Source organism: Stenotrophomonas sp. INTA L402-1, assembly GCF_059295135.1.
The window spans coordinates 59,174-81,696 of sequence record NZ_JCAFWP010000018.1; the positions used below are offsets into that span (position 1 = coordinate 59,174).

At 67.3% G+C, this 22,523-nt stretch carries 20 protein-coding genes; 7 read left to right on the forward strand and 13 right to left on the reverse strand.

What is annotated here, in order from left to right:
- Positions 1-8: 8 nt before the first annotated feature.
- The 6 genes from purF to AC5O77_RS12280 all read right to left on the reverse strand — a co-directional run bounded on the left by purF (position 9) and on the right by AC5O77_RS12280 (position 7,811).
- On the reverse strand, positions 9-1,475 hold the full coding sequence (purF, locus tag AC5O77_RS12255; RefSeq protein ID WP_032129068.1) for an amidophosphoribosyltransferase: 1,467 nt from the start codon (positions 1,473-1,475) through the stop codon (positions 9-11).
- A gap of 30 nt (positions 1,476-1,505) precedes the next feature.
- A complete protein-coding gene (locus AC5O77_RS12260) occupies positions 1,506-2,285 on the reverse strand; it encodes a CvpA family protein (RefSeq protein WP_049400926.1) in 780 nt (259 codons plus the stop codon).
- Positions 2,286-2,331: 46 nt separating this feature from the next.
- Entirely contained in the window at positions 2,332-3,360 is a 1,029-nt protein-coding gene (locus AC5O77_RS12265) for an SPOR domain-containing protein (RefSeq protein ID WP_049400927.1), read from the reverse strand.
- Positions 3,361-3,441: 81 nt separating this feature from the next.
- Positions 3,442-4,713, reverse strand: coding sequence for a bifunctional tetrahydrofolate synthase/dihydrofolate synthase (gene folC / locus AC5O77_RS12270; RefSeq protein ID WP_049400928.1), 1,272 nt, complete (start codon positions 4,711-4,713; stop codon positions 3,442-3,444).
- Between the two features lie 41 nt (positions 4,714-4,754).
- On the reverse strand, positions 4,755-5,399 hold the full coding sequence (locus tag AC5O77_RS12275; RefSeq protein ID WP_010483945.1) for a histidine phosphatase family protein: 645 nt from the start codon (positions 5,397-5,399) through the stop codon (positions 4,755-4,757).
- A 249-nt stretch (positions 5,400-5,648) separates the two neighbouring features.
- Positions 5,649-7,811, reverse strand: a complete 2,163-nt coding sequence (locus AC5O77_RS12280; protein ID WP_049400929.1) for a S46 family peptidase — start codon at positions 7,809-7,811, stop codon at positions 5,649-5,651.
- 399 nt (positions 7,812-8,210) lie between these two features.
- Between AC5O77_RS12280 and tdh the strand changes: the two genes are divergently transcribed.
- Positions 8,211-9,233 (forward strand): L-threonine 3-dehydrogenase, encoded by a 1,023-nt coding sequence (gene tdh / locus AC5O77_RS12285; RefSeq protein ID WP_478058686.1) that lies wholly within the window; start codon positions 8,211-8,213, stop codon positions 9,231-9,233.
- Between the two features lie 160 nt (positions 9,234-9,393).
- On the opposite strand, the gene AC5O77_RS12290 is transcribed toward tdh, so the two are convergent.
- Positions 9,394-10,089 carry a TorF family putative porin gene (locus tag AC5O77_RS12290; RefSeq protein WP_032129063.1) on the reverse strand — a complete coding sequence of 232 codons (696 nt, stop codon included), beginning with the start codon at positions 10,087-10,089 and terminating at the stop codon, positions 9,394-9,396.
- A 206-nt stretch (positions 10,090-10,295) separates the two neighbouring features.
- Here AC5O77_RS12290 and kbl point away from each other — a divergent pair, with 206 nt between their 5' ends.
- On the forward strand, positions 10,296-11,504 hold the full coding sequence (gene kbl, locus AC5O77_RS12295) for a glycine C-acetyltransferase (RefSeq protein ID WP_005408238.1): 1,209 nt from the start codon (positions 10,296-10,298) through the stop codon (positions 11,502-11,504).
- Positions 11,505-11,588: 84 nt separating this feature from the next.
- Here the strand turns inward: kbl and AC5O77_RS12300 are convergent, their stop codons facing one another.
- The 4 genes from AC5O77_RS12300 to AC5O77_RS12315 form a co-directional block, all read right to left on the reverse strand.
- Positions 11,589-11,924: a hypothetical protein gene (locus AC5O77_RS12300; protein ID WP_005412356.1), complete on the reverse strand. Its 336-nt coding sequence runs from the start codon at positions 11,922-11,924 to the stop codon at positions 11,589-11,591.
- A gap of 85 nt (positions 11,925-12,009) precedes the next feature.
- Positions 12,010-12,819, reverse strand: a complete 810-nt coding sequence (locus tag AC5O77_RS12305) for a pseudouridine synthase (protein ID WP_197616478.1) — start codon at positions 12,817-12,819, stop codon at positions 12,010-12,012.
- A gap of 20 nt (positions 12,820-12,839) precedes the next feature.
- Positions 12,840-13,346: a hypothetical protein gene (locus tag AC5O77_RS12310; RefSeq protein WP_010483956.1), complete on the reverse strand. Its 507-nt coding sequence runs from the start codon at positions 13,344-13,346 to the stop codon at positions 12,840-12,842.
- A gap of 220 nt (positions 13,347-13,566) precedes the next feature.
- Entirely contained in the window at positions 13,567-14,658 is a 1,092-nt protein-coding gene (locus AC5O77_RS12315) for an OmpA family protein (RefSeq protein WP_010483958.1), read from the reverse strand.
- 357 nt (positions 14,659-15,015) lie between these two features.
- On the opposite strand from AC5O77_RS12315, the gene AC5O77_RS12320 reads away from it, so the two are divergent.
- From AC5O77_RS12320 to AC5O77_RS12340, 5 genes are all read left to right on the forward strand, one after another.
- The gene (locus AC5O77_RS12320) at positions 15,016-16,035 is read left to right on the forward strand and encodes a zinc-binding alcohol dehydrogenase family protein (RefSeq protein ID WP_071229155.1); all 1,020 of its coding nucleotides are present in this window, start codon (positions 15,016-15,018) and stop codon (positions 16,033-16,035) included.
- Positions 16,036-16,206: 171 nt separating this feature from the next.
- Positions 16,207-16,836, forward strand: coding sequence for a membrane protein YczE (yczE, locus tag AC5O77_RS12325; protein ID WP_494506881.1), 630 nt, complete (start codon positions 16,207-16,209; stop codon positions 16,834-16,836).
- Positions 16,837-17,078: 242 nt separating this feature from the next.
- Positions 17,079-19,109, forward strand: coding sequence for an FAD-dependent oxidoreductase (locus tag AC5O77_RS12330; RefSeq protein WP_478058682.1), 2,031 nt, complete (start codon positions 17,079-17,081; stop codon positions 19,107-19,109).
- 298 nt (positions 19,110-19,407) lie between these two features.
- Entirely contained in the window at positions 19,408-19,866 is a 459-nt protein-coding gene (locus AC5O77_RS12335) for a cell wall hydrolase (RefSeq protein ID WP_004154513.1), read from the forward strand.
- A gap of 84 nt (positions 19,867-19,950) precedes the next feature.
- A complete protein-coding gene (locus AC5O77_RS12340; RefSeq protein ID WP_032130478.1) occupies positions 19,951-20,562 on the forward strand; it encodes a glutathione S-transferase N-terminal domain-containing protein in 612 nt (203 codons plus the stop codon).
- Between the two features lie 67 nt (positions 20,563-20,629).
- Here the strand turns inward: AC5O77_RS12340 and AC5O77_RS12345 are convergent, their stop codons facing one another.
- Together AC5O77_RS12345 and AC5O77_RS12350 are read right to left on the reverse strand one after the other, a co-directional pair.
- A complete protein-coding gene (locus tag AC5O77_RS12345) occupies positions 20,630-21,685 on the reverse strand; it encodes a suppressor of fused domain protein (RefSeq protein ID WP_478058680.1) in 1,056 nt (351 codons plus the stop codon).
- A gap of 46 nt (positions 21,686-21,731) precedes the next feature.
- Complete coding sequence (locus AC5O77_RS12350; protein ID WP_478058678.1) at positions 21,732-22,235, reverse strand: hypothetical protein; 504 nt, start codon at positions 22,233-22,235, stop codon at positions 21,732-21,734.
- Positions 22,236-22,523: the final 288 nt, after the last annotated feature.

A 22,523-nucleotide genomic window follows, 5' to 3' on the forward strand; every position in this document is an offset into this window, starting at 1 on the left:
CCTGGACCTCAGGCGCGGCGCTTGTGCTTGGCGTCGTCCGAACGCAGCTGCTGGATGCGCTCGAAGTAGCCCGGCTCGATACCCGTCGGGTAGTGGCCGTTGAAGCAGGACGAATCGAAGTTGCGCAGCGCCGGGTTGCCCTCGCTCACCGCCGCTTCCATGTCTTCCAGGTCCTGGTAGATCAGCCAGTCGCAGCCCAGGTGGGCCTCGATCTCTTCCACGGTGCGGTTGTGCGCGACAAGCTCTTCGGCCGCCGGCATGTCGATGCCGTAGATGTTCGGGTAGCGCACCGGCGGTGCCGCGCTGGCCAGGTACACCTTGCGCGCGCCCGCATCACGGGCCATCTGCACGATCTGCTGGCTGGTGGTGCCGCGCACGATCGAGTCGTCCACCAGCAGCACCACGCGGTTGCGGAACTCCAGGTGGATCGGGTTGAGCTTGCGGCGCACCGACTTCACGCGTTCGCCCTGGCCCGGCATGATGAAGGTGCGGCCGATGTAGCGGTTCTTGATGAAGCCTTCGCGGTACTTCACCCCGAGCACGTTGGAGATCTCCAGCGCGGCATCGCGCGAGGTATCCGGGATCGGGATGATGGTGTCGATGTCGTGGTCCGGGCGCAGGCGCAGGATCTTCTCGCCCAGCTTGATGCCCATGCGCATGCGCGCCTTGTGCACCGAGACGTTGTCGATCATCGAATCCGGGCGCGCGAAGTACACGTATTCGAAGATGCACGGGGTGTGCTCGGCCGGCTCGGCGCAGATTTCCGAGAACAGCTCGCCACGCGCGGTGATCACCAGCGCTTCGCCCGGCTGCACGTCGCGCACGCGCTGGAAGCCCAGCACGTCCAGCGCGGCCGACTCGGAGGCGACGATGTACTCGTCACCTTCGGCGTGGCTGCGCTTGCCCAGTACCAGCGGCCGGATGCCATGCGGATCGCGGAAGGCGACCAGGCCCAGGCCCAGCACCACGCTGACCACCGCATAGCCACCCTTGCAGCGGCGGTGCACGCCGGCCACCGCGCGGATCGCGGCTTCCGGGCTGAGCTGGCGCTGCTGCTCCAGTTCATAGGCGAACACGTTCAGCAGCACTTCGCTGTCCGAATCGGTGTTGACGTTGCGGCGGTCCTGCTCGAACACCTGCTGGCGCAGCGCTTCGGTGTTGATCAGGTTGCCGTTGTGGGCCAGCGCGATGCCGTACGGCGAATTGACGTAGAAGGGCTGTGCCTCGTCCATGCCTTCCGAACCGGCGGTCGGGTAGCGCACATGGGCGATGCCGACGCTGCCTTCCAGGGTGGACATGGTGCGGGCATCGAACACATCGCGGACCAGGCCGGTGGCCTTCTGCACGCGCAGGCGGCTGCCGCTGGCGGTGGCGATGCCCGCCGCATCCTGGCCACGGTGCTGGAGAACGGTCAAGCCGTCATACAACTGCCCGGCGACGTTCTGGTTGCCGACGATTCCGACGATGCCACACATGGTGCGAGGTCTCCGCTGGGCTGTGCCCAGTTACAAGGAAGGTGGCCGTACCTGGCCGCGGTGGTCGCCGCGCGCGCGGTCGACGTTGGCCGGATCGCCCGGCTCGATACTGTCCGGCAGTGCAGGAGCGTCCGGGCGCACTTCGGCCGGATCGTAGGAATCGCCCTGTTCCGCTTTCGCAGGCCGCAGCCATCCGCTGCCTGCCACTACCTGGTTGAGGATGCCATTATCGCCTGCCGCGCCCGGCTTTCCCAACCCGGCGCCTGCGTTCTTGCCCAACTCCATCAATGCAGATGGGGACAGCGCGTCGGTCGGCAAGGCCTTGGGCAGCAGATCGGCCCCGGGAACCTCCCAGTGCGGCAGTTTGCTGTTCATCCAGGCCACGGTCGGGTTCAGCAACGGACGCACCGCCGAGCGCTGCCAGGAGGGTTCGGCGGTCAGCGGGGTGAAGCTGCCCAGCAGCAGCAGGACCGCGGCGATCAGGCCGCCTCGCACCGCGCCCAGCACCCCGCCCAGCAGGCGGTCCAGGCTGGTCAGCATGCTGCGGTGGACCAGGGCCTTGATGACCATGCCGATGACCGCGACCACGATCATCACGCCGATGCCGACCCCCAGGTAGCCACCGACGAAGTGTTCGCCACCGGGGGCCGCCGGCGCGGCCCACCAGTGGGCGGCATCATTGCCGAAGGCGAAGGCCGCCCACGCGGCCAGCAGCCACGACAGGGTGCCGATGACGATTCCGACGAAGCCGCGCAGCATCCCCAGCAGGGTCGAGGCGGCGATCACGATCAGCAGCACCACGTCGATCATGGCGCCCCGCTCCTTCGGCGGCGCTGGCAACGGGGCTGCGCGTGGGTCATGGGTGCGGTCGGACCATGCCGGCCACGCCAACCTTGGCGGCGACCTGCGCCTTCAGCTGCTCGGCGTCAGCGCGGTTGGCCACCGGCCCGACGCGGACGCGATGCAGGGTGCCCTTGTCCGTGCGCACCTGCTCGACGAAAGCGCTGAAACCAGCGGCACGAACCTTGTCGCGCAGGGCATTGGCATCGTTGGCCTGACCGAACGCGCCCAGCTGCACGGCAAAGCCGACGCCGCTGGCAGCTGGTGCTGCCGGTGTGGTCGGCGCCGTCGCCGGCTTGCTGGCGGTGGCCTCCGGCTTCGGTTCGGGCTTCGGCGCCGGCTTCGGCGGTTCCGGCTTGGCGGCCGGCGGCGCGGTCGCCGTTGGCGTGCTCGGCGGCAGGCTTTCGCTGCGGACCGGGTTGCCGCTGGCCGAGGGCGCAACAGCTGCGGACGGGGTGCTGGCGCTCGGCGCAGCCGGTGCCGGGGTGGCCGCAACCGGGGCACTGCTGCCGGCCGCCGCGTCCAGGGTGATCACTTCGGCCTTCACATCCGCACGGATCTTCACCGCCTGCAGGCGGGCCGCTTCGGCCTGGGCACGGTCGGCGTAAGGTCCAACGCGCACGCGCCATGCCTGGCGGCCGTTGATGGTGGCCGTTTCAGCGAAGCCCGGCAGCTGCGAGCGCTTCAGGTAGGCGATCACCGCATCGGCGTCGGCCTTGCTGCCGTAGGCACCGAAGGTGACCGCATAGTTGCCGGCGGCGACTGCCGGCGAGGTGTCCACGGTCGGCGGCGTAGCCGGCGTGGCAGCCTCCTGCAGCGGCTTGGCCTGCCCGGTCTGCAGGCCGGTGGCACCACCGGCCGGGGCGACCAGAGGCAGCTCACGGGTTTCGAACTGGCCATCGGCCGGCGCATCCGGCGCGGCGATCGGCACATTGGCGACACCGCTGTCGGGTGCGGGTCCCTTGACCAGCATCGGCAGGAAAATCACGGCCAGTGCCACCAGCACGATGGCACCAATCAGACGCTGTTTCAGAGGCGTATCCACGTGAGGCAGGCAACTGTCCGGAGATTGCCGTCGATTATACGGGTGCCGGACCGGCCGGCGTCGGCGTTGGCTGAACGCGGATCAGGCGTCGCCCTGCAGCCACTGCAGGGCCGCAGCGGCGGTATGGAAGGAGCCGAACACCAGCACCCGATCACCCCGCTCAGCCTGGGCCAGCACCTGCGCCAAGGCCTGTTCGACGCTATCGGCCAGCGGTGCCTTGGCCGCCACCGTACCGCTCAGGCGTGCCTGCAGCTGAGCGGCGCTCTGCCCACGCGGACCGTCCAGCCCGGCCAGGGTCCACTCGCCCACCACGTCCTGCAGGGCCTGCACCACACCCGCCGCGTCCTTGTCCTGCAACGCGGCGTACACCGCCAGGGTGCGGCCGGCTGACACTTCGGCCTTCAGCGCACGCGCCAGCTGGCCCGCCGCCTGTGGGTTGTGGCCCACGTCCACGCGGATCTGCACGCCGTCGCGCTCGAATGCCTGCATGCGGCCGGAGATACGCGCTGCTGCGATACCGGCAGCCCACGCCGCACGCGGCACCGGCTTGTCCAGCGCGCGCAGGGCGGCGATGGCAGCACCGGCATTGGCCAGCTGGATCGGGCCGGCCAGCGCCGGGGTCGGCAGCTCCATGCGCAGGCCGACGTCGCGCCAGCGCCAGCGCTGGGCGTCGATCGGCTCGTAGAAGTAATCGCTGCCGCCGCGGATCGCGTTGGCACCCACCAGATAGGCACGCGCCAGCACGCTGGACGGCGGATCGGTCTCGCCCAGGATCACCGGCTTCCAGCCACGGATGATGCCGGCCTTCTCGGCGCCGATCGCTTCGCGGTCCTCGCCCAGCCACTCGGCATGGTCGATGTCCACGGTGGTGATCACCGCCACGTCGGCGTCGACGATGTTGACCGCATCCAGGCGGCCGCCCAGGCCCACTTCCAGCACCGCCAGGTCCAGCCCGGCGTCGGCGAACAGCTGCAAAGCAGCGAGCGTGCCGTACTCGAAATAGGTCAGCGTGGTATCGCCGCGTGCCGCTTCGACGGCATTGAACGCAGCAACCAGCGCCGCATCGTCGACATCCTGGCCATCGATGCGCACACGTTCGTTGTAGCGCAGCAGATGCGGCGAGGTGTAGGCACCCACCTTCCAACCGGCAGCACGGCCGATGGCCTCGATGAAGGCCACGGTGGAGCCTTTGCCGTTGGTGCCACCGACCACGATGGTGCGCCCGGCCGGCGCGCCAAGACCCATCGCCGTGGCCACGGCGCGCACGCGCTCCAGGCCCATGTCGATGGTCGCCGGGTGCTGGCGTTCAATGTAATCCAGCCAATCGGCCAGGGTGGTCGGGGTGTTCGTCACGGCAGTGCTTCCAGCAGGTACAGGTGGTTCGGTGTGGCGGGTCAGAGTGCGCGGTGCTTGGCTTCGCCGAAGAACGGCGTGTGGTGGGCGCAGTCGTTCAGGCGCACCACTTCCAGGCTGTCCAGGTCGGCGCCTTCGAGCAGGTTGAGCGTGGTCGGCGCCTGGCGGAAGGTCCACAGGCGGGAAATCGGCAGGCCCAGCACCTTGCACAGGATCACGCGGTTGACCGCATCGTGCGCAACCACCAGCAGGGTGTCGTGCTCGCCGAGGCCTTCGGTGGCACGGGCCAGGCCACGCCAGCTGCGTTCCAGCACCAGGCGCAGCGATTCGCCACCGGGCATCAGCACGGTATCGGGCTCCTCGCGCCAGGCCTGCAGGCGCGACGGATCCTTTTCGTTGATCTCGCTGGCGAGCAGGCCTTCCCACTCACCGTGGGCGATTTCCTGCAGCTCCGGCTCGGTCAGCAGCATGTCGGCACGCGCGGCGCCAAGCGCCAGCTGCGCGGTGCGCTGCGCGCGCGACAGCGGCGAGGCGACGGCACGGGTGATGTCCACCGAGGCCAGGCGGGCACCCAGTGCCTGGGCCTGGGCTTCACCGATCGGCGAAAGCGGAATATCGATCTGGCCCTGGTAGCGGCCTTCGGCGTTCCACGGCGTTTCGCCGTGGCGGGCAAGCAGGATGCGCATGCGTGCAAGGGGTCCTGGGGGGAGGAGGTTTCCGCGTTTCGTTCACATCCTGTGAAGTACGCGGAACAGGGATGATACCTGTTCGGCGCACCCGGCCGGGCCGGGCATGAAAAAACCCCGCGACGTGGGTCGCGGGGTTTCGGAAACTCCGGCTATCTGGTCGAGGTTGCCGGCCAGCGGCCGGCACTACCATCGGTACAGGCAGTAGATCCACGCCATGCGTGGATGGACCGCCCCGAACCGCGAACCTTACTTGACCAGGTTCAGTTCCTTCAGCAGCTGCGGCGCCGGCGCCACTTCCTGCATGATCCACTGCATGTAGCGGCTGTCGACGGCGATCATGCGGGTCATCACCGGGTCGAACACCCAGTTGGAGCTGACCGATTCCCAGTTGCCATCGAAGGCCAGGCCGACCAGCTTGCCGTTGGCATCCAGCACCGGCGAACCGGAGTTGCCGCCGGTGATGTCCAGGTTGGACAGGAAGTTCACCGGCACCGAACCAATGCGCTTGTCTTCCAGGCCGCCGTAACGCTTGGCCTTGACCGCATCGAGCAGCGCCTTCGGCGAATCGAACGGATCTTCACCGGTTTCCTTCGCCGCCACGCCTTCCAGGGTGGTGAACGGGGTGTACTTCACGCCGTCCTTGCCATAGCCCATGACGTTGCCGAAGGTGATGCGCAGCGACAGGTTGGCATCCGGATAGACGAACTCGCCCTGGCTCTTCTTGTAGTCGGCCACGGCCTGCAGGTACAGCGGGCGGGCGGTCAGTGATTCGCCTTCGCGGATCTTCTTCTGCTCTTCCTGCTTCAGCAGTGCCGGCATGACGGCCACGGCGTACTGGATGGCCGGATCGCTGCTGGCTTCAAACGCGGCACGGTCGGCCTTGAACCACTTCAGGCGATTGTCCAGGCTGCCCAGCTCGGTGCCGCCCAGCTTGTTCACCAGCGACTTGACCGCAGCGGCATCGCTGCCGGCCAGCCACTTGTTCAGCACTTCGTTGTCGCGCTGCGCGGCCGGCAGGGCCACGTACTGGTCCAGCCAGTAGGTCTGCAGCTGCTGGTCCATCTTTGCCACGTAGCGACGGTCCATCTGCTTCAGGCCACCTTCAATGGTGGTCAGGTCGCGTTCCTGGTAACCGGCTTCGCGCTCGGCATCCGGCTTGCTGCGTTCGATCGACAGGCGGTACAGGGTGATCGCTGCGCCAACGGCCGAGGTGTTGTTGAACTGGCCGACGAACAGGTCGCGTTCGCGGGTCGACTTGCTGGTATCCAGATGCTTGAGCAGCTGCGCGTGGGCGGCCAGGGCCGGCTTGCCGGCAGCACCCTGCTTCTTCAGCCAGGCCAGCACGGCGGCTTCTTCAGCCTGCTTCTGGCCAGCGGCGTCGATGCGCTTGAAGCCTTCCAGCTGGCCCAGGTAGTTCTTGGCCACGTTGTTCATGCTGGCGGCGGTCGCTGCGTACTTCACCTTGACGTCGGCGTCGGCCTTGCCGGCATCGGCGATCATCTTCAGCACCGCGTTGTAGTGCTTGGCGATGGTCGGGTAGGTGAAGCTGGCGGTTTCGTTGAACTCACCGGCCAGTGCATAGCGGTTGGTGCGGCCCGGGTAGCCGGCCACCATCACGAAGTCGTCGGCGCCCAGCGGCTGGTCGGCGAACTTCAGGAAGTGCTTGGGCTGGTACGGCACGTTGTCGGCGGCGAAGGCGGCCGGCTTGCCGTCCTTGCCCACATAGGCCCGGTAGAACGAGAAGTCGCCGGTGTGGCGCGGCCACATCCAGTTGTCGACGTCGCCACCGAACTTGCCGACGCTGCCCGGAGGCGCGTAGACCAGGCGCACATCCTTGATTTCCATGTTGCGGAACAGGCGGTAGGTATTGCCGCCGGAGAAGCTGTACAGGCGGCAGCGGAAGCCGGCATCGGCTTCGCAAGCGGCGACCTGGGCCTTGTCGAAGGCGTCCAGCGCGCGGCTGCGGGCCAGCGGGTCGTTGCCGGCGCCGGCAATGGCGGCCTTGGCCTGGGCGGTGACGTCGGTGATCTGGTCGAGCACGAACACGCGGGCGTTCGGGCCGGCACTCAGTTCGTCCTTCAGGGTCGGCGCATTGAAGCCGTCCTTGATCAGGTTCTTCTGCGCGGTCGAATTCAGCTGGATGGCGCCATAAGCGCAGTGGTGGTTGGTGACCACCAGGCCCTGCGGCGAGACGAAGCTGGCGGTGCAGCCGCCGAGGGCAACGACGGCGCCCATCGGGTCGCCGGTCAGGTTGGCCAGCTGTTCCGGGGACAGCTTGAGGCCGGCCTTCTGCAGCGGGCCGGCGATTTCCGGCAGCTGCTGCGGCACCCACATGCCTTCAGCGGCATGGGCGACCTGGGCCAGCCCGAGGCTGGCGACGATGGAGAATGCAAGCAGGTTCGAGCGCATGGAGCGGCCCCTGGTAGTGGAACCTTCGATTGTAGCCCGCCGCCCTGCCCCGGCCCGAACCCCGGAAGTCATGGGCCTGCTTCTTGCTCTGCCACGCGCACGTCGGCCGCGCACACGGAAATCGTCCAGAGGGGGCGTGGTCATCCTGGACGGGACCGTTGGCGCCATGAATGGCGCCATCGAGCACCATGGAGGGGCTTTTGCGTGTCCTGGCCAGGGTGACCACGCCCCCTTTCCCGGATCAGGGAGGCGCCGCTGTTCGCAGCACGTTCGAAACGCCCGCCAACACACGCCTTTCGTTCCGCCACTGCACCCGCAGCGCAACATGGGAAATCCGCGCGGCACCCTATAATCCGCGCTTTCCCCCTGATGAGTTCCACCCCGATGGCGCAGCAAACGATGAAGGCCCTGGTCAAGCGCGAAGCGGCCAAGGGCATCTGGCTGGAAGAAGTTCCGGTTCCGACCCCGGGCCCGAACGAGGTCCTGATCAAGCTCGAGAAGACCGCGATCTGCGGTACCGACCTGCACATCTACCTGTGGGACGAGTGGAGCCAGCGCACGATCAAGCCGGGCCTGACCATCGGCCATGAGTTCGTCGGCCGCATCGCCGAGATCGGCCCGGGCGTGACCGGCTACGAGATCGGCCAGCGCGTCTCGGCCGAAGGCCACATCGTCTGCGGCCATTGCCGCAACTGCCGTGGCGGTCGCCCGCACCTGTGCCCGAACACCGTCGGCATCGGCGTCAACGTCAACGGCGCCTTCGCCGAATACATGGTGATGCCGGCCAGCAACCTGTGGCCGATCCCGGACCAGATTCCGTCCGAGCTGGCCGCGTTCTTCGATCCGTACGGCAACGCCGCGCACTGCGCGCTGGAGTTCAACGTGATCGGTGAGGACGTGCTGATCACCGGCGCCGGCCCGATCGGCATCATCGCCGCCGGCATCTGCAAGCACATCGGTGCGCGCAACGTGGTGGTCACCGACGTCAACGACTTCCGCCTGAAGCTGGCCGCCGACATGGGTGCCACCCGCGTGGTCAACGTCGCCAACACCTCGCTGAAGGACGTGATGAAGGAACTGCACATGGAGGGCTTCGACGTGGGCCTGGAAATGAGCGGCAACCCGCGCGCGTTCAACGACATGCTCGACTGCATGTACCACGGCGGCAAGATCGCCATGCTCGGCATCATGCCCAAGGGCGCCGGCTGCGACTGGGACAAGATCATCTTCAAGGGCCTGACCGTGCAGGGCATCTACGGCCGCAAGATGTACGAGACCTGGTACAAGATGACCCAGCTGGTGCTGTCCGGCTTCCCGCTCGGCAAGGTGATGACCCACCAGCTGCCGATCGACGACTTCCAGAAGGGCTTCGACCTGATGGAAGAAGGCAAGGCCGGCAAGGTGGTGTTGAGCTGGAATTGACCCTTCGGGTCAATTCCCCCGCAGGTTTCCTTATCCCCGCGCCGTCGGCGCGCCCCCTTGAACAACAAGGGGGCTCTCCCCCAGCCGGGGTAAGGCATGCGGCTGAAATTGAAAAAGGCGCCCATTGGGCGCCTTTTTCGTGGACATCAGCGAAGGCGCATCAGTTACCGATCGCGACGCTCAGCATCACGCGGCTGTGGGCCAGCTTGCCGGAGTTGTCGCGGCCGTTGCCGTCGGTGCCGTAGTAACCCAGGCCGACCTTGGCCATCCCGAACTGGCGCTCAACGCCGACATTCCAGTCGGTGTAATCCTTGGCGATGCCGTCTTCAAACGTGCTGCGGCCGACATTGGCATTCAGGGTGAAGTCCTTCGGCAGGCCCCAGCTGCCGCCCAGGCCGAAGTACCAGCCATCGGTGCTGCTGTTCCATACATCGTTGGTGTAGGCCACCGTCAGCTTGTAGGTGTCATCCAGCGTGGTGGTGGTGATCAGCTCGTTGTAGTTCTGGTGGCTGGACTTCAGGTAGGTGTAGCGGTTCAGCAGCACGTCGACGTTGACGCGCTCGGTGACGTCCACGCCGTAGCCGATCAGGTAGTCGACCTCGGTCTTCGGATCACCTGCACCGAAGTCCACGCCCGAGCCCCAGACGCCGGCATACAGGCCAACCGGGCTGGTGTAGGTGAAGCCAGCCTGCAGGGTCGGATCCTCATCGGTCTGCGACACACCACGGAACAGGTAATCGGAAACAGCGGTGACGTTCCAGCTGTACGGCGATTCGTTTTCCTGGGCGCTGGCGGCGAACGGGGCGGCCAGGGTCAGGGCAGCGGCAATGGCGAGGCAGGCACGGGCGTGCTTCATGAGCGTCTCCGGTGGGGGCGGTGGCGTGGAAGGCGGGGAGCGGGCGTAGCGGCCGGAGCGGGACAGCTCCGGTTCACGAATTTTTAACCAGTTTGCTATTGCGATGCAACATGTGCCGGCCGTGGCGATGCCCCATCCGGGCCGGTCGGCAAGCGGCGATGCCCGGTAGAATCAGCGGTTTCCCCGTTCAGAGCCGTGCCCACGCCATGACCGACGCCTCCTCCGCCCTGACCCGCCACTACGCCGAGGAACTGGACGCCATCCGCGCCCAGGGCCTGTTCAAGTCCGAGCGGATCATCACCAGCCCGCAGTCGGCCGAGATCACCCTCGAGGACGGCCGCAAGGTGCTGAACTTCTGTGCCAACAACTACCTGGGCCTGGCCGACCATCCGGACCTGATCCAGGCCGCCAAGGATGCGCTGGATACCCACGGCTTCGGCATGGCCTCGGTGCGCTTCATCTGTGGTACCCAGGACCTGCACAAGCAGCTGGAGAAGCAGATCGCCGACTTCTTCGGCAAGCAGGACACCATCCTGTACGCGGCCTGCTTCGATGCCAACGGCGGCCTGTTCGAGCCGCTGCTCGGCGAGAACGACGCGATCATTTCCGATGCGCTGAACCACGCCTCGATCATTGATGGCGTACGCCTGTGCAAGGCGAAGCGCTTCCGCTATGCCAACTGCGACATGGCCGACCTGGAAGCCCAGCTGCAGGCCGCCGACGCCGCCGGCTGCAAGACCAAGCTGATCACCACCGACGGCGTGTTCTCGATGGACGGCTTCATTGCGCCGCTGGACGAGATAACCGCGCTGGCGAAGAAGTACAACGCGCTGGTGCACATCGACGAATGCCACGCTACCGGCTTCCTCGGTGCCACCGGCCGCGGCTCGGCCGAAGTGAAGGGGGTGCTGGAAAAGATCGACATCATCACCGGCACCCTGGGCAAGGCCATGGGCGGTGCACTGGGCGGCTTCACCTGCGCCAGCGCCGAGGTGATCGAGCTGCTGCGCCAGCGTTCGCGCCCGTACCTGTTCTCCAACTCGCTGCCGCCGCATGTGGTGGCCGCCGGCATCAAAGCGTTCGAGATGCTGGCCGCCGCTGACGATCTGCGCGACACCCTGGTGGAAAACACCCGCTACTTCCGCGAAAAGATGGTCGCCGCCGGTTTCGACGTGAAGCCGGGCGTACACCCGATCAGCCCGGTGATGCTGTACGACGCACCGCTGGCGCAGAAGTTCGCCGAGCGCCTGCTGGAAGAAGGCATCTACGCGATCGGCTTCTTCTTCCCGGTGGTGCCCAAGGGCCAGGCCCGCATCCGCACCCAGATCAGCGCCGCGCACAGTCGCGAGCATCTGGACCGCGCAATCGATGCGTTCACCCGCATCGGTGTCGAGCTGGGCGTGATCAAGGGTTGATCCCCACCGGCCAAAGCGTGCCGACCAAGGTCGGCACCTACCAGGCGTGAGGGCGTGCCGACCGAGGTCGGCACCTTCCCGGCATCACTTCTTTTTCTTCTTGCCCTTCGGCTCGTCCTTGCTGGCCACCACCACCGGCTTGGCGGCAGCATCCTGGCCGTTGCCCTTGGCAACGCGGATGCCGTTGGCCTTCATCCAGGCGTCGAACTCGTCGGCGGTCATCTTCTTGTCGCCGTTGCTCATCAGGAAGCGGTAGCTGCCGCGACCATCCAGCTCCGGGGTCTTCACTTCCACCACCGGGGTCTCGGCCGGCGTTTCCGCCTTGGCCACCTTCTTGTGGCCACCACAGGCGGTCAGCAGCACCATCGGCAGCAGCAGGCCTGCGCAGCGCAGGGTTTGGTTGAGGGTCGGGTGGTACATGGGCAGGCTCCGTTCGGGAAATTCAGCAGCCAGACGCCCCCTACGCCTGGAACGGTGGCCGGCAACCGCCGGCCGCGGGCGATGATCAGCCCGGTGCAGCGGCCCCCAGCCGCTGCTGGTCACTGACCTCCAGCACCCGCCACTGGCCCTTGCCGAGATCGCCGAGCTGCAGCCCGCCGATCGCAACCCGGACCAGGCGCAGCACCTGCAGGTCGAAGGCCGCCAACAGGCGGCGGATGTGGCGGTTGCGGCCCTCGTCGAGGACCACCTCCAGCCACGCGGTCTTATCGCCGCTGCGCAGCACGCGCACAGCCTGGGCGACGAGGAACTCGCCCTCGTCGTCCACGCCGGCCTGCAGGGCCGCCAGCGTGGCGTCATCGGGCAGGCGGTCGACCTGCACGTGGTAGGTCTTGTCCGGCCCGGTCTGCGGGTCGGTCAGGCGCGCCGCCCACTGCGGATCGTTGCTGAACAGCAACAACCCTTCACTGGCCTTGTCGAGGCGCCCGACCGGCGCGATCCACGGCAGGCCGGCACCATCGAAGCACCGGTACACGGTATCGCGGCCACGCTCATCCTGCGCGGTGGTCACCACCCCACGCGGTTTGTTGAGCATCAGGTACAGGCGCTGCGGCGCGCCCATCGGCTGGCCATCGACCTCGATCGGCGGCGCCGGCTGCCCAATCGGGAATTCGGGATCCCGCACGATGCGGCCGGAGACGCGCACGCGGCCATCGGCGATCCAGCGCGCGGCCTCGCTGCGCGAACACACACCGGCCTTGGACAGCACGCGCGCCAGGCCATGACGGACACCGGCGGCTGTGGCAGCGGGAGTCGCACGCCCACGCGGTGCGTGGGAGCGGGCGGCGGGGGCGGCAGGTGGGCGGCGCGTGCGCAAGCCTCTGCTCCCCGCGGTGCTTACTTCTTGTCGACCGGCTTGGTCTCAGCCGGTGCTTCGGCCGGGGCCGGAGTGGCGGCCGGAGCCGGACGCGCCTTGACCACACGCACGCCACGCGCCTTCATCCAGGCGTCGAACTCTTCGGCGGTCATGCGCTTGCCGTTCTGGCTCATGTCGAAGCGCCAGGGCGTGTTGTCGAATTCGGTCTGCGGCTTGTAGGCCGCCGGATCGTTGGGCTTCACTGCCGGGGCGCTCGGAATGGCCTTGGCGATGTTCTGGCAACCATCGATGCGCAGGCGCTGCAGCACCTGGTCCAGCGACTGCGACGGATCGTAGTTGCTGCTCAGCACGCCGGCCGGCATGCCCAACTGGTTGCCACGGATGTAGAGCTCGTCGGCCACCGGCGCGATGGTCGTGGCCGGCAACGGCAGCGGCGAGGCGCTGGTGTTGACCGAGCAATCGACCGCAGCGTGGGCGGCGGGAACCAGAGCCAGCGCCAGGAAGGCGGCCGATGCAGAGCGCAGCATGAAGGGCATCCAGGAAAGGAAGTGACGCGGCGAGTTTAGCAATGCCGCGACAGCTTTCAAGCGCCACTTTCAATGAATACGGCAACTCATTGGTTTTACGGATAAAAACCCGACGAACGGTTGTTCCCGGACCGACGGACACGCGGATTCCGGGCTACGGAAACAACAAGACCCGGCCGAAGCCGGGTCCTGCTGTGTCCTACTGGCAGATCGTCAGAACTTAGTTCTGGACGTTCAGCTCGGTACGACGGTTCTTGGCGCGACCTTCCGGGTTGTCCGAACCATCCGGGTTGGTGTTCGGAGCAATCGGACGGCTCTCGCCGTAGCCGATCGGGCCGACCAGGCGACCGGCGTCAACGCCGTTCTTGGTCAGGTAGTTGTACACGGCGGTAGCGCGACGCTCCGACAGCTTCTGGTTGTAAGCGTCGGTACCCTTCGAGTCGGTGTGACCGGCAACTTCAACGCGCAGATCCGGGTAACGCTTCAGGATCTCGGTGGCTTCGCTCAGGATCGCCACGGCGTCCGGACGCAGGTTCGACTTGTCGAAGTCGAAGTTGACGCCCTTCAGGTCGATGGAGACCGGAACCGGGCAACCGTCCGGACCGATGGTCTGACCCGGCTGCGAGTTCGGGCACTTGTCGTCGCAGTTGTTGACGCCGTCACCGTCGTCATCCAGGTCGGCGCAGCTCGGGGCAACCGGAGCCGGAGCCGGAGCAGCCGCGACCGGAGCCGGGCCCAGCGGGATCACGACGCCGACCGAAGCCAGCACGTCACCGAACCAGTCTTCCTTCGGAGCGGCAACGCTCTGGTCGTCGAAGTCAGCGCGGTAGGCCACTTCGGCGCGGACAGCAACGCGCTTTTCGAAGGTGGTCTGCAGGCCGACGCCCAGCTTGGCGGCAACGTTGCCATCCTTACGCTGGCGCGGACCGTTGGCATTCAGCGCCGGGTACTCTTCTTCCGACTTCTGGTAGCCCAGGCCACCGACGATGTACGGGTTCCAGCCGCGGCCTTCCTTGATGAAGTGGCGACGCAGGTCCAGCGAGACGCCGTACTGCGACCAGTTCAGGTCCTTGTTCGAATCGAAGTTCGGGTTCTGATAGTTCAGCTCACCGTCCAGCGACCAGTTCGGGCTGATGAACTTGCCCAGGCCCAGGGTCACGAACGGAGCGTCATTGGTCAGACGGTCGCTGTCCTGGAAGTTGAAGCCGGCCGAACCGGTCAGGTACCAGCGGTCATCGAACTCCTGCGCCGAAGCTGCCTGGGCAAAAGCCAGGCCGCCCAGCAGCGCGGCAGTAAGGATCTTCTTGTTCATTGAGTACAGCTCCTATTTCGGGGGTATGAAACCGGTAGAGGCATGGGCCAGCACAAGTGCGTCGATGTACGACAGCCGATTCAGCACGCCACCGCCGCGAACATTATGCTCAGGCGGGTGAAGGCCATGTTAACAGTCCCGTAACATGTGAAGTGTTGCGCCCGACCGTCCGCCGGTCCGACGTTGAAACCCTATACAGGATGATGAAAATCCGCAAGACCCTCACGCTGCAAGGGTTTGACGGGGTTTAGGCGGGGAAAACGACATATTGCGCGGCGCGCTGCATCAAACGGTTCAGCGCGTCTGCGGAAACGTGAGGAACCTTATGATGGAGCCACGAACCCAGCCGGAGCCGTGATGAAAGCCGTCGCCCTGAGTCGTGAATCCGCCCCTGCCCTGTGCGATATCCACCTGCCTCCGCCGCTGCCTCCCCGGGGCCGTGACCTGCTGGTCCGGGTCGAGGCGGTTTCAGTCAACCCCGTCGATGGCAAGCAGCGTGCCAGCACGGATCCGGCCACGCTCCAGGCACCCCGCGTGCTGGGTTGGGACGCTGCCGGCGTGGTCGAGGCAATCGGCGACGAGGCGAGCCTGTTTGCCTCCGGTGACGAGGTTTATTACGCAGGCGATGTCACCCGCCCCGGCTGCAATGCGCAGTACCACTGGGTGGATGAACGCCTGGTCGCGCGCAAGCCAACCACGCTGGATTTCGCTGAAGCCGCAGCGCTGCCGCTGACCACGCTCACCGCCTGGGAGCTGCTGTTCGAGCGCATGCCGCTGCGGCTGGACGATCGCCGCCACGCCGGCCAGCACCTGCTGGTGATCGGCGGTGCGGGCGGGGTCGGCTCGATGGCAATCCAGCTGGCCCGCCATGCGGGTTTCGAGGTGATCGCCACGGCGTCGCGCGAGGCCTCGGCCGACTGGTGCCGGCAGATGGGTGCCCGGCACGTGATCGACCACCGGCAACCACTTCAGGCCCAGCTGCAGGCGCTGGGCATCGACACGGTGCAGGTCGCACTCAACCTGGCCGACACCGATCACTACTGGGACGAACTGGGCCTGCTGCTGGCGCCGCAGGGACATGTGGGCCTGATCGTCGAGCCGCGTGGGCCGCTGCGCATCGGCGATCCCTACAAAGCCAAGTGCATCGGCATCCACTGGGAGTTCATGTTCGCGCGCTCGCGCTTTGCCACTGCCGACTGCATCGAGCAGCACCGCATCCTCAGCCGCACGGCCAGCATGATCGATGCCGGCCAGCTGCGCGGCACCCTCAGTGAAAGCCTGGGCCCGATCAATGCGGCAAATCTGGACATCGCGCATCAGCGCCTGGCCAGCGGACGCACGGTGGGCAAGCTGGCGCTGGCAGGCTGGGGCGACTGAGCCAGGCTGGAACGCCGATGTAAAGCCGAGCCCATGCCCGGCCGTGCAGTCTGATCGTAGCGTCGAGCGTGCTCGACGACACTGTAGCGGCGGATTGGTCGGCATCTGTATCTATGGAAGTGACTGAATCGGGATTACGGTGGAAACAGATTCCTCTCCCCCGAGACCGCCATGCCCACCGCCCTGCCCTTGCGCCTGCTGCAACTGATCACCGGCCTGTTCCTGTACGGCTTCGGCGCCTCGCTGATGATCCGTGCGGCCATCGGCGTGGCGCCCTGGGATGTCCTGTCACAGGGCATCGCCGCGCAGACGCCGCTGTCGTTCGGCCTGGCGACCAATGTCATCGGCGCACTGGTGTTGCTGCTGTGGTGGCCGCTGCGGCAGAAGCCGGGTGTAGGGACCGTGCTCAACGTGATGCTGATCGGCCCCTCCGCGCAGTTCGGACTATGGCTGCTGCCGCCGGCCGTCGGCCTTGGCTGGCAGCTGGCGATGTTCTGCGCGGGCATGCTGCTGGTCGCGCTGGCCACCGGCCTGTACATCGGCGCCCGCCTCGGTCCCGGCCCACGCGATGGCCTGATGACCGGCCTGCATGCCCGCACCGGCTGGCCGATCTGGAAGGTGCGCAGCCTGATCGAAGGCAGCGTGCTGCTGCTGGGCTGGTGGCTGGGCGGCAATGTCGGCCTCGGCACCCTCGCCTTCGCCCTGCTGATCGGCCCGCTGTGTGGTGTCACGCTGGGCTGGTTCGGGATCGGTCGCACCCCGGTAGTGCCGGCCCCCGGCCGGCAGCCGCAAGCACCCTGATCTGCCCAGGATGCCGGCCAGCGGCCGGCACTACCGCCCCCGGAGTTCGGGGGCAGCGCCGCAGGCGCGGGGGCGTGGAGGCCGGTAAGTGGGGCCCGCGGTTCGCGCAGCGAATTGCGGGAGCGACAGCACGCATGTGCCGAGCGTACCCGGCCAGCGGCCGGCACTACCCAAAGGCCGGCCCTTGCCCCGGCCGCCGTTTCGCGGCACGCTTCGCGCTTCCGTACGCAAGCGTATCGACAATGTCGCCAGCCAACGAAAGCGCCTACCCCCATCTGTTCGCCCCGCTGGACCTGGGCTTCACCCAGCTGCGCAACCGCGTATTGATGGGCTCGATGCACACCGGCCTGGAGGATCGCGCCCGCGACTTCCCGCGGCTGGCGGCCTACTTCGCCGAACGCGCCGAGGGCGGTGTCGGCCTGATCGTCACCGGTGGCTTCGCGCCGAACGTGGTCGGCTGGCTGAAGCCGTTCGGCGGCAAGCTGTCCTGGCCCTGGGAAGTACGCCCGCACCGTCAGCTCACCGCCGCCGCGCACCAGCACGGCGCGAAGATCTGCCTGCAGCTGCTGCATGCCGGCCGCTATGCCTACCACCCTTTGTCGGTGGCGCCGTCGAAGCTGAAGGCACCGATCAACCCGTTCACCCCGCGTGCGTTGTCGGCCAGCGGCGTCGAGCGCCATATCGCCGACTACGCACGCAGCGCGAAGCTGGCCCGCGAGGCTGGCTACGACGGTGTGGAAGTGATGGGCTCGGAGGGCTACCTCATCAACGAGTTCATCGCCCCGCGCACCAACAAGCGCACCGACCGCTGGGGCGGCGATGCGAACCAGCGCATGCGCTTCGCGGTCGAGATCGTGCGCCGCATCCGCGAGGCCTGTGGCCCGGACTTCATCATCATCTACCGCCTGTCGCTGGTGGACCTGGTGGAAGACGGCAGCAACTGGGAGGAGATCCTGCAGCAGGCGCAGGCCATCGAGGCCGCCGGCGCGACGATCATCAATTCCGGCATCGGCTGGCACGAAGCCCGTATTCCGACCATTGCCACCTCGGTGCCGCGCGCCGCCTTCGCCGGGGTCACCGCCAAGCTCAAGCCGCATGTGAAGGTGCCGCTGGTGGCGACCAACCGCATCAACATGCCCGACGTCGCCGAGCGCATCCTCGCCAGCGGCGGTGCCGACATGGTGTCGCTGGCGCGCCCGCTGCTGGCCGACCCGCAATGGCCGAACAAGGCCCGCGCCGGCCGCGCCGAGGCGATCAACACCTGCATCGCCTGCAACCAGGCCTGCCTGGACCACGTGTTCGAGAACAAGCTGGCCAGCTGCCTGGTCAATCCGCGCGCCGCCCACGAGACCGAGCTGGTCTATCGCCCCACCGCCACGCCGAAGAAAGTTGCCGTGGTCGGTGCTGGCCCGGCAGGCCTGGCGTGTGCCACCGTCGCTGCCCAGCGCGGCCACCAGGTCACCCTGTTCGATGCCAACGAGGAGATCGGCGGCCAGTTCAACGTGGCCAAGCGCATCCCCGGCAAGGAAGAGTTCCACGAGACCCTGCGCTACTTCCGCCACACGCTGGCCGAAACCGGCGTGCAGCTGCGCCTCAGTACCCGTGCCGATGCCGCCACCCTGGCCGGCTTCGACGAGGTGGTGCTGGCCACCGGCATCACCCCGCGCAAGGTCGACTTCCCCGGCGCCGACCACGCCAAGGTGGTCAGCTACCTGGACGTGCTGCTGGGCCGGGTTGAAGTGGGCACCAATGCGGCAATCATCGGCGCCGGCGGCATCGGCTTCGATGTCGGCGAGTTCCTCAGCCACGCCGGTGAGTCCCCCTCCCTCGACCCGCAACGCTGGATGGCCGAATGGGGCGTGGACAGCGCGTTCGAGGCCCGCGGCTCGCTGGGCCGGCCCGAGGTCGAGGCGTCACCGCGTCGGCTCTGGCTGCTGCAGCGCAGCCCGGGCAAGCCCGGCGCGCGACTGGGCAAGACCACTGGCTGGATTCACCGCGCCACACTGAAGGCCAAGGGCGTGCGCATGCTCGGTGGCGTCGAGTACCTGGGCGTGGACGACGAAGGCCTGCGCATCCGCGTGGAAGGCAGCGAGCAGCTGCTGCCGGTCGACCACGTGGTGATCTGCGCCGGGCAGGAACCGAACCGTGCATTGCAGGCCGAACTGCAGGCCGCCGGCATCAACGCGCAGCTGATCGGGGGTGCCGATGTGGCCGCCGAACTGGATGCGAAGCGGGCCATCGACCAGGGCAGCCGGGTGGCCGCCGCGCTCTGATGAGCGCCTGAATGGGGGGCGGAATGTGATTTCCGTCACCCCTGCCGAACCTGAATGTCAAGCCGGGCGGTTCACGATGCGTTCGGCCATCCCCCCCTACCTTGCGCCATCTTTCCGCTCACCAGCCAGTTTCCGGTGAGCCGGCGCAGCCCCCTCGATCGGTACTGATCGTTTCTTTTGGGGCTGCCCACGGGGCGGCCCCGATGGCCGCCTCCCCATGACGCCAAGTCGTACCCCGCCTCCTGTCGCCCCCGCGGCCGGAACCGGAGCGTGCGGCCCACACGGAGCAAGGAGTTATATGAAACTGGCCTGGATTCTCTGGCTGTCGCAGTTGTTGCCGCAGCCGGCCGCTGATTCATTGTGTTTGAGCACCACCGTTTACCTGGAAGCCCGCGACCAGACCCTGCGTGGCCAGCAGGCCGTCGCCGAGGTCGCCCTGCGCCGCCTCGACAGTGGCCTGTGGGGCGACTCCATGTGCCAGGTGGTCACCGCGCGCAAGCAGTTCGCGCCGACCATCGTCTCCCCCGGCACCCAGCTGGGCAACGACGCGGCCTGGAGCGAGGCGATGAACGTGGCCTTCGACGCCGAGCGCAACTGGGCGCTGCCGGCCGGCGAGCGCCGCGAGATCGTGCCCGGTGCCAGCCACTTCGCCGCGCTGTCCATCGCCAGCCCGAACTGGCGCAATGCCTACCAGGTGGCCACCATCGGCGATCACACCTTCTATAAGGTGCAGAACCTCAAGCCGCGGCAGTCGTAACGATCCGTGCTGGCGGCAGCGTTGCCGCCCGCTGGCAAGCTCTGGGATAGTGGGCGTTTCCCGCCCGCATCACCTGGAGTTCCCATGAAGCTGTACAGCAAGCCCGGTGCCTGTTCCACCGCCGACCACATCGCCCTGCAGTGGACCGGCCAGCCGTTCGAGGTTGAACTGCTGAACAAGGACACCCTGAAGGGCCCGGAATTCCTCAAGATCAATCCGGCCGGTGCCGTCCCCGCACTGGTCGACGGCGACTTCGTGCTGCTGCAGAACGCCGCGATCATGGGCTATATCGCCGACAGCTTCCCGCAGGCCGGCCTCGGCGGCGACGGCAGCCCGCGCCAGCGCGCCGAAGCCACCCGCTGGCTGGCCTTCGTCAATTCCGATGTGCATCCGGCCTTCTCGCCGCTGTTCGCGCCGGGCAAGTTCATCGCCGACGAGAGCCAGTTCGATGCGATCCGCGCCGCCGCGCACAAGCGCCTGCGCGCCCTGTTCGAGACCGCCGACAAGCAGCTGGCCGACAAGCCGTGGCTGGCCGGCTTCCGCAGCTTCGCCGACCCGTACTTCTACATCACGCTGCGCTGGGCTGCTGGCACCAAGGTCGACCTGTCCGGCCTGGACAACCTGGCCGCCTACAAGGCGCGCATGGATGCCGATGCCGGCGTGCAGGCCGCGCTGAAGGCCGAAGGCCTGGCCTGATCCAGACCATGGGTCGGAGCCGTCTGCGCAGCAGACGGCTCTGCCCCCATCGGTGCAATCGCCACACTCAGCCGATCTGGCGGATCACTTCGCCCTTGGCATCGCGCAGGTAGGTCGGCACCACTTCGATGCGCAGCGCCGCCGCCACCGGGTAGATGCCGCGCTCGGCCCGCACGCCTGCCAGCGCCTGCAGTCCCGACTCGTTCAGTGCCCAGCGCGCGCTGTCGGCCGATACCTCGCCGGTTTCACCGCGCGCGGCCGGAATGAATTCCCACTGCCGCTCGCGGCTGACCAGTTCCAGCGATTTGCCGTGGCGCAGGCGCAATGGCAGCAGCTCGCACACGCTGGCCACCTGGCCCGCACCGAGCACCAGGGTGGTGACGCCCGCCTCCTGGCGCCAGTCCAGCGTCTCGATGAACAACATGCCGGTGCTGGAGCCCTCGCGCTCGCTGCCGGCCTGCACCTGTGCGGCGAGTGTCGGATCCTCCAGCAGGTTGCCGCGATGCAGGTCGCTGATCCACAGCGGCATCGCCGGTTGCAGCGCCTGCAGCACGCCGCGCGTTGACCAGCGCTTGACCGCTTCCATCTCCTCATCGGTCAGCCCGACCAGCTGCAGGAACTGCAGGTGGCCATTGGCGGTGTCGCGTGCGGGTAACTGCGGATCTGCGACGAAGGCCAGATGGCACAAGCGCGTGTTGGTCTCCAACGCGATCGGGCCGTTGGCGTTGAGGTGATGGCCATCCTCGAACACGTTGCCACTGCCGAACACATAGCGCGCAAGGTTCTGCAGCAGGTTCATCGGCCACACCGGCGGCGTGCTGCCGGCGTTCTCACCGGCGTCGGCAGCGAGGCGGAAGGTCAGCTCGAAACCATAGCCACTGGCGGTGGCATCACTGCTCTCCTTGGCGTACAGCTCGGAGAAGCCGTAGGTGATGTAATGCCAATGTGGTACCGGCGCATCCGCCCAGTACACGCTGATGCCATCCAGCGGATCCTGGCCACCGAGCGTGTACGGAAGCGCGGTGCCGAAGTGACGCGGTTCCTGCCCGGCATACAGCGGCGCCAGCGCCGCATTGATCGCGTCCCAGCCGGGGGTATCGGTGTCGTCGTGGTCGTCCTGCACGCGGGACTCCTTGTGGGGAAGTGAACCGATCACTTTACGCGGTGGCTCAGGCCTGCACGACCTCGCCGCCGCCATTGACCACGGCCGCCTGGGTCTCCTGCCACCAGCGCTGCGCCAATGCCGGGCTGCGCGCCTTGCCCACCGCCGCCAGCAGTTCCGGGCACAGGCGTTCCAGTGCCAGCGCATCGGTGCAGCGTTCGATCTTCAACTGCATGAAATAGCCCTTCAGGCCCAGATGCCGACGCACGGCCTCACTCATCGCGTCGTACAGCTGCTGGTACAGCGCCGGGTCCTGTTCACGGCCGGTGCTGATGCTGCGCGTCGGTGCGGTTTCGGCACTTCCGCCGATCACTTCAATCAGGCCCTGCGCGGCCAACTGCTCCAGTGCATCAGGCGGTGCCCGCAGGCCTTCGAACAGGCCGCGCAATTCAGTGTCATCGCGATGGCCGTCGACCATCAGCAGGATCGAACGCAGTGCTGCCGGCAGGCGCCGACCACGGTCTTCGATTTCCTGACGGCCAGCCGCCGTCTTGGCGTGCAGCAATGCCATTGCTTCCCCCTCCCTCGATGCGCAATGCCTGCGCGCCCTTGAGGGCACGCTCCCCTGTGTGCCATCCCCGGACGGCACGCGCCTTCCCCGGCGCGCACCGCGTGTTGCAGGTCGATGACAGGCCGAGCTTAGCGCAAGTGCTGCGGGTAGTGCCGGCCGCTGGCCGGCCACCCCCGGCGTGGTTGGGGGGGCGGGCCCCCGCCGGGCCCCCCCCGGGCACCGGCCCCAGCGCGGGGGCGCTCCCCCCCCCCCGGGACATATAACCCACGCTCCCAGCCCCCCAAAAAC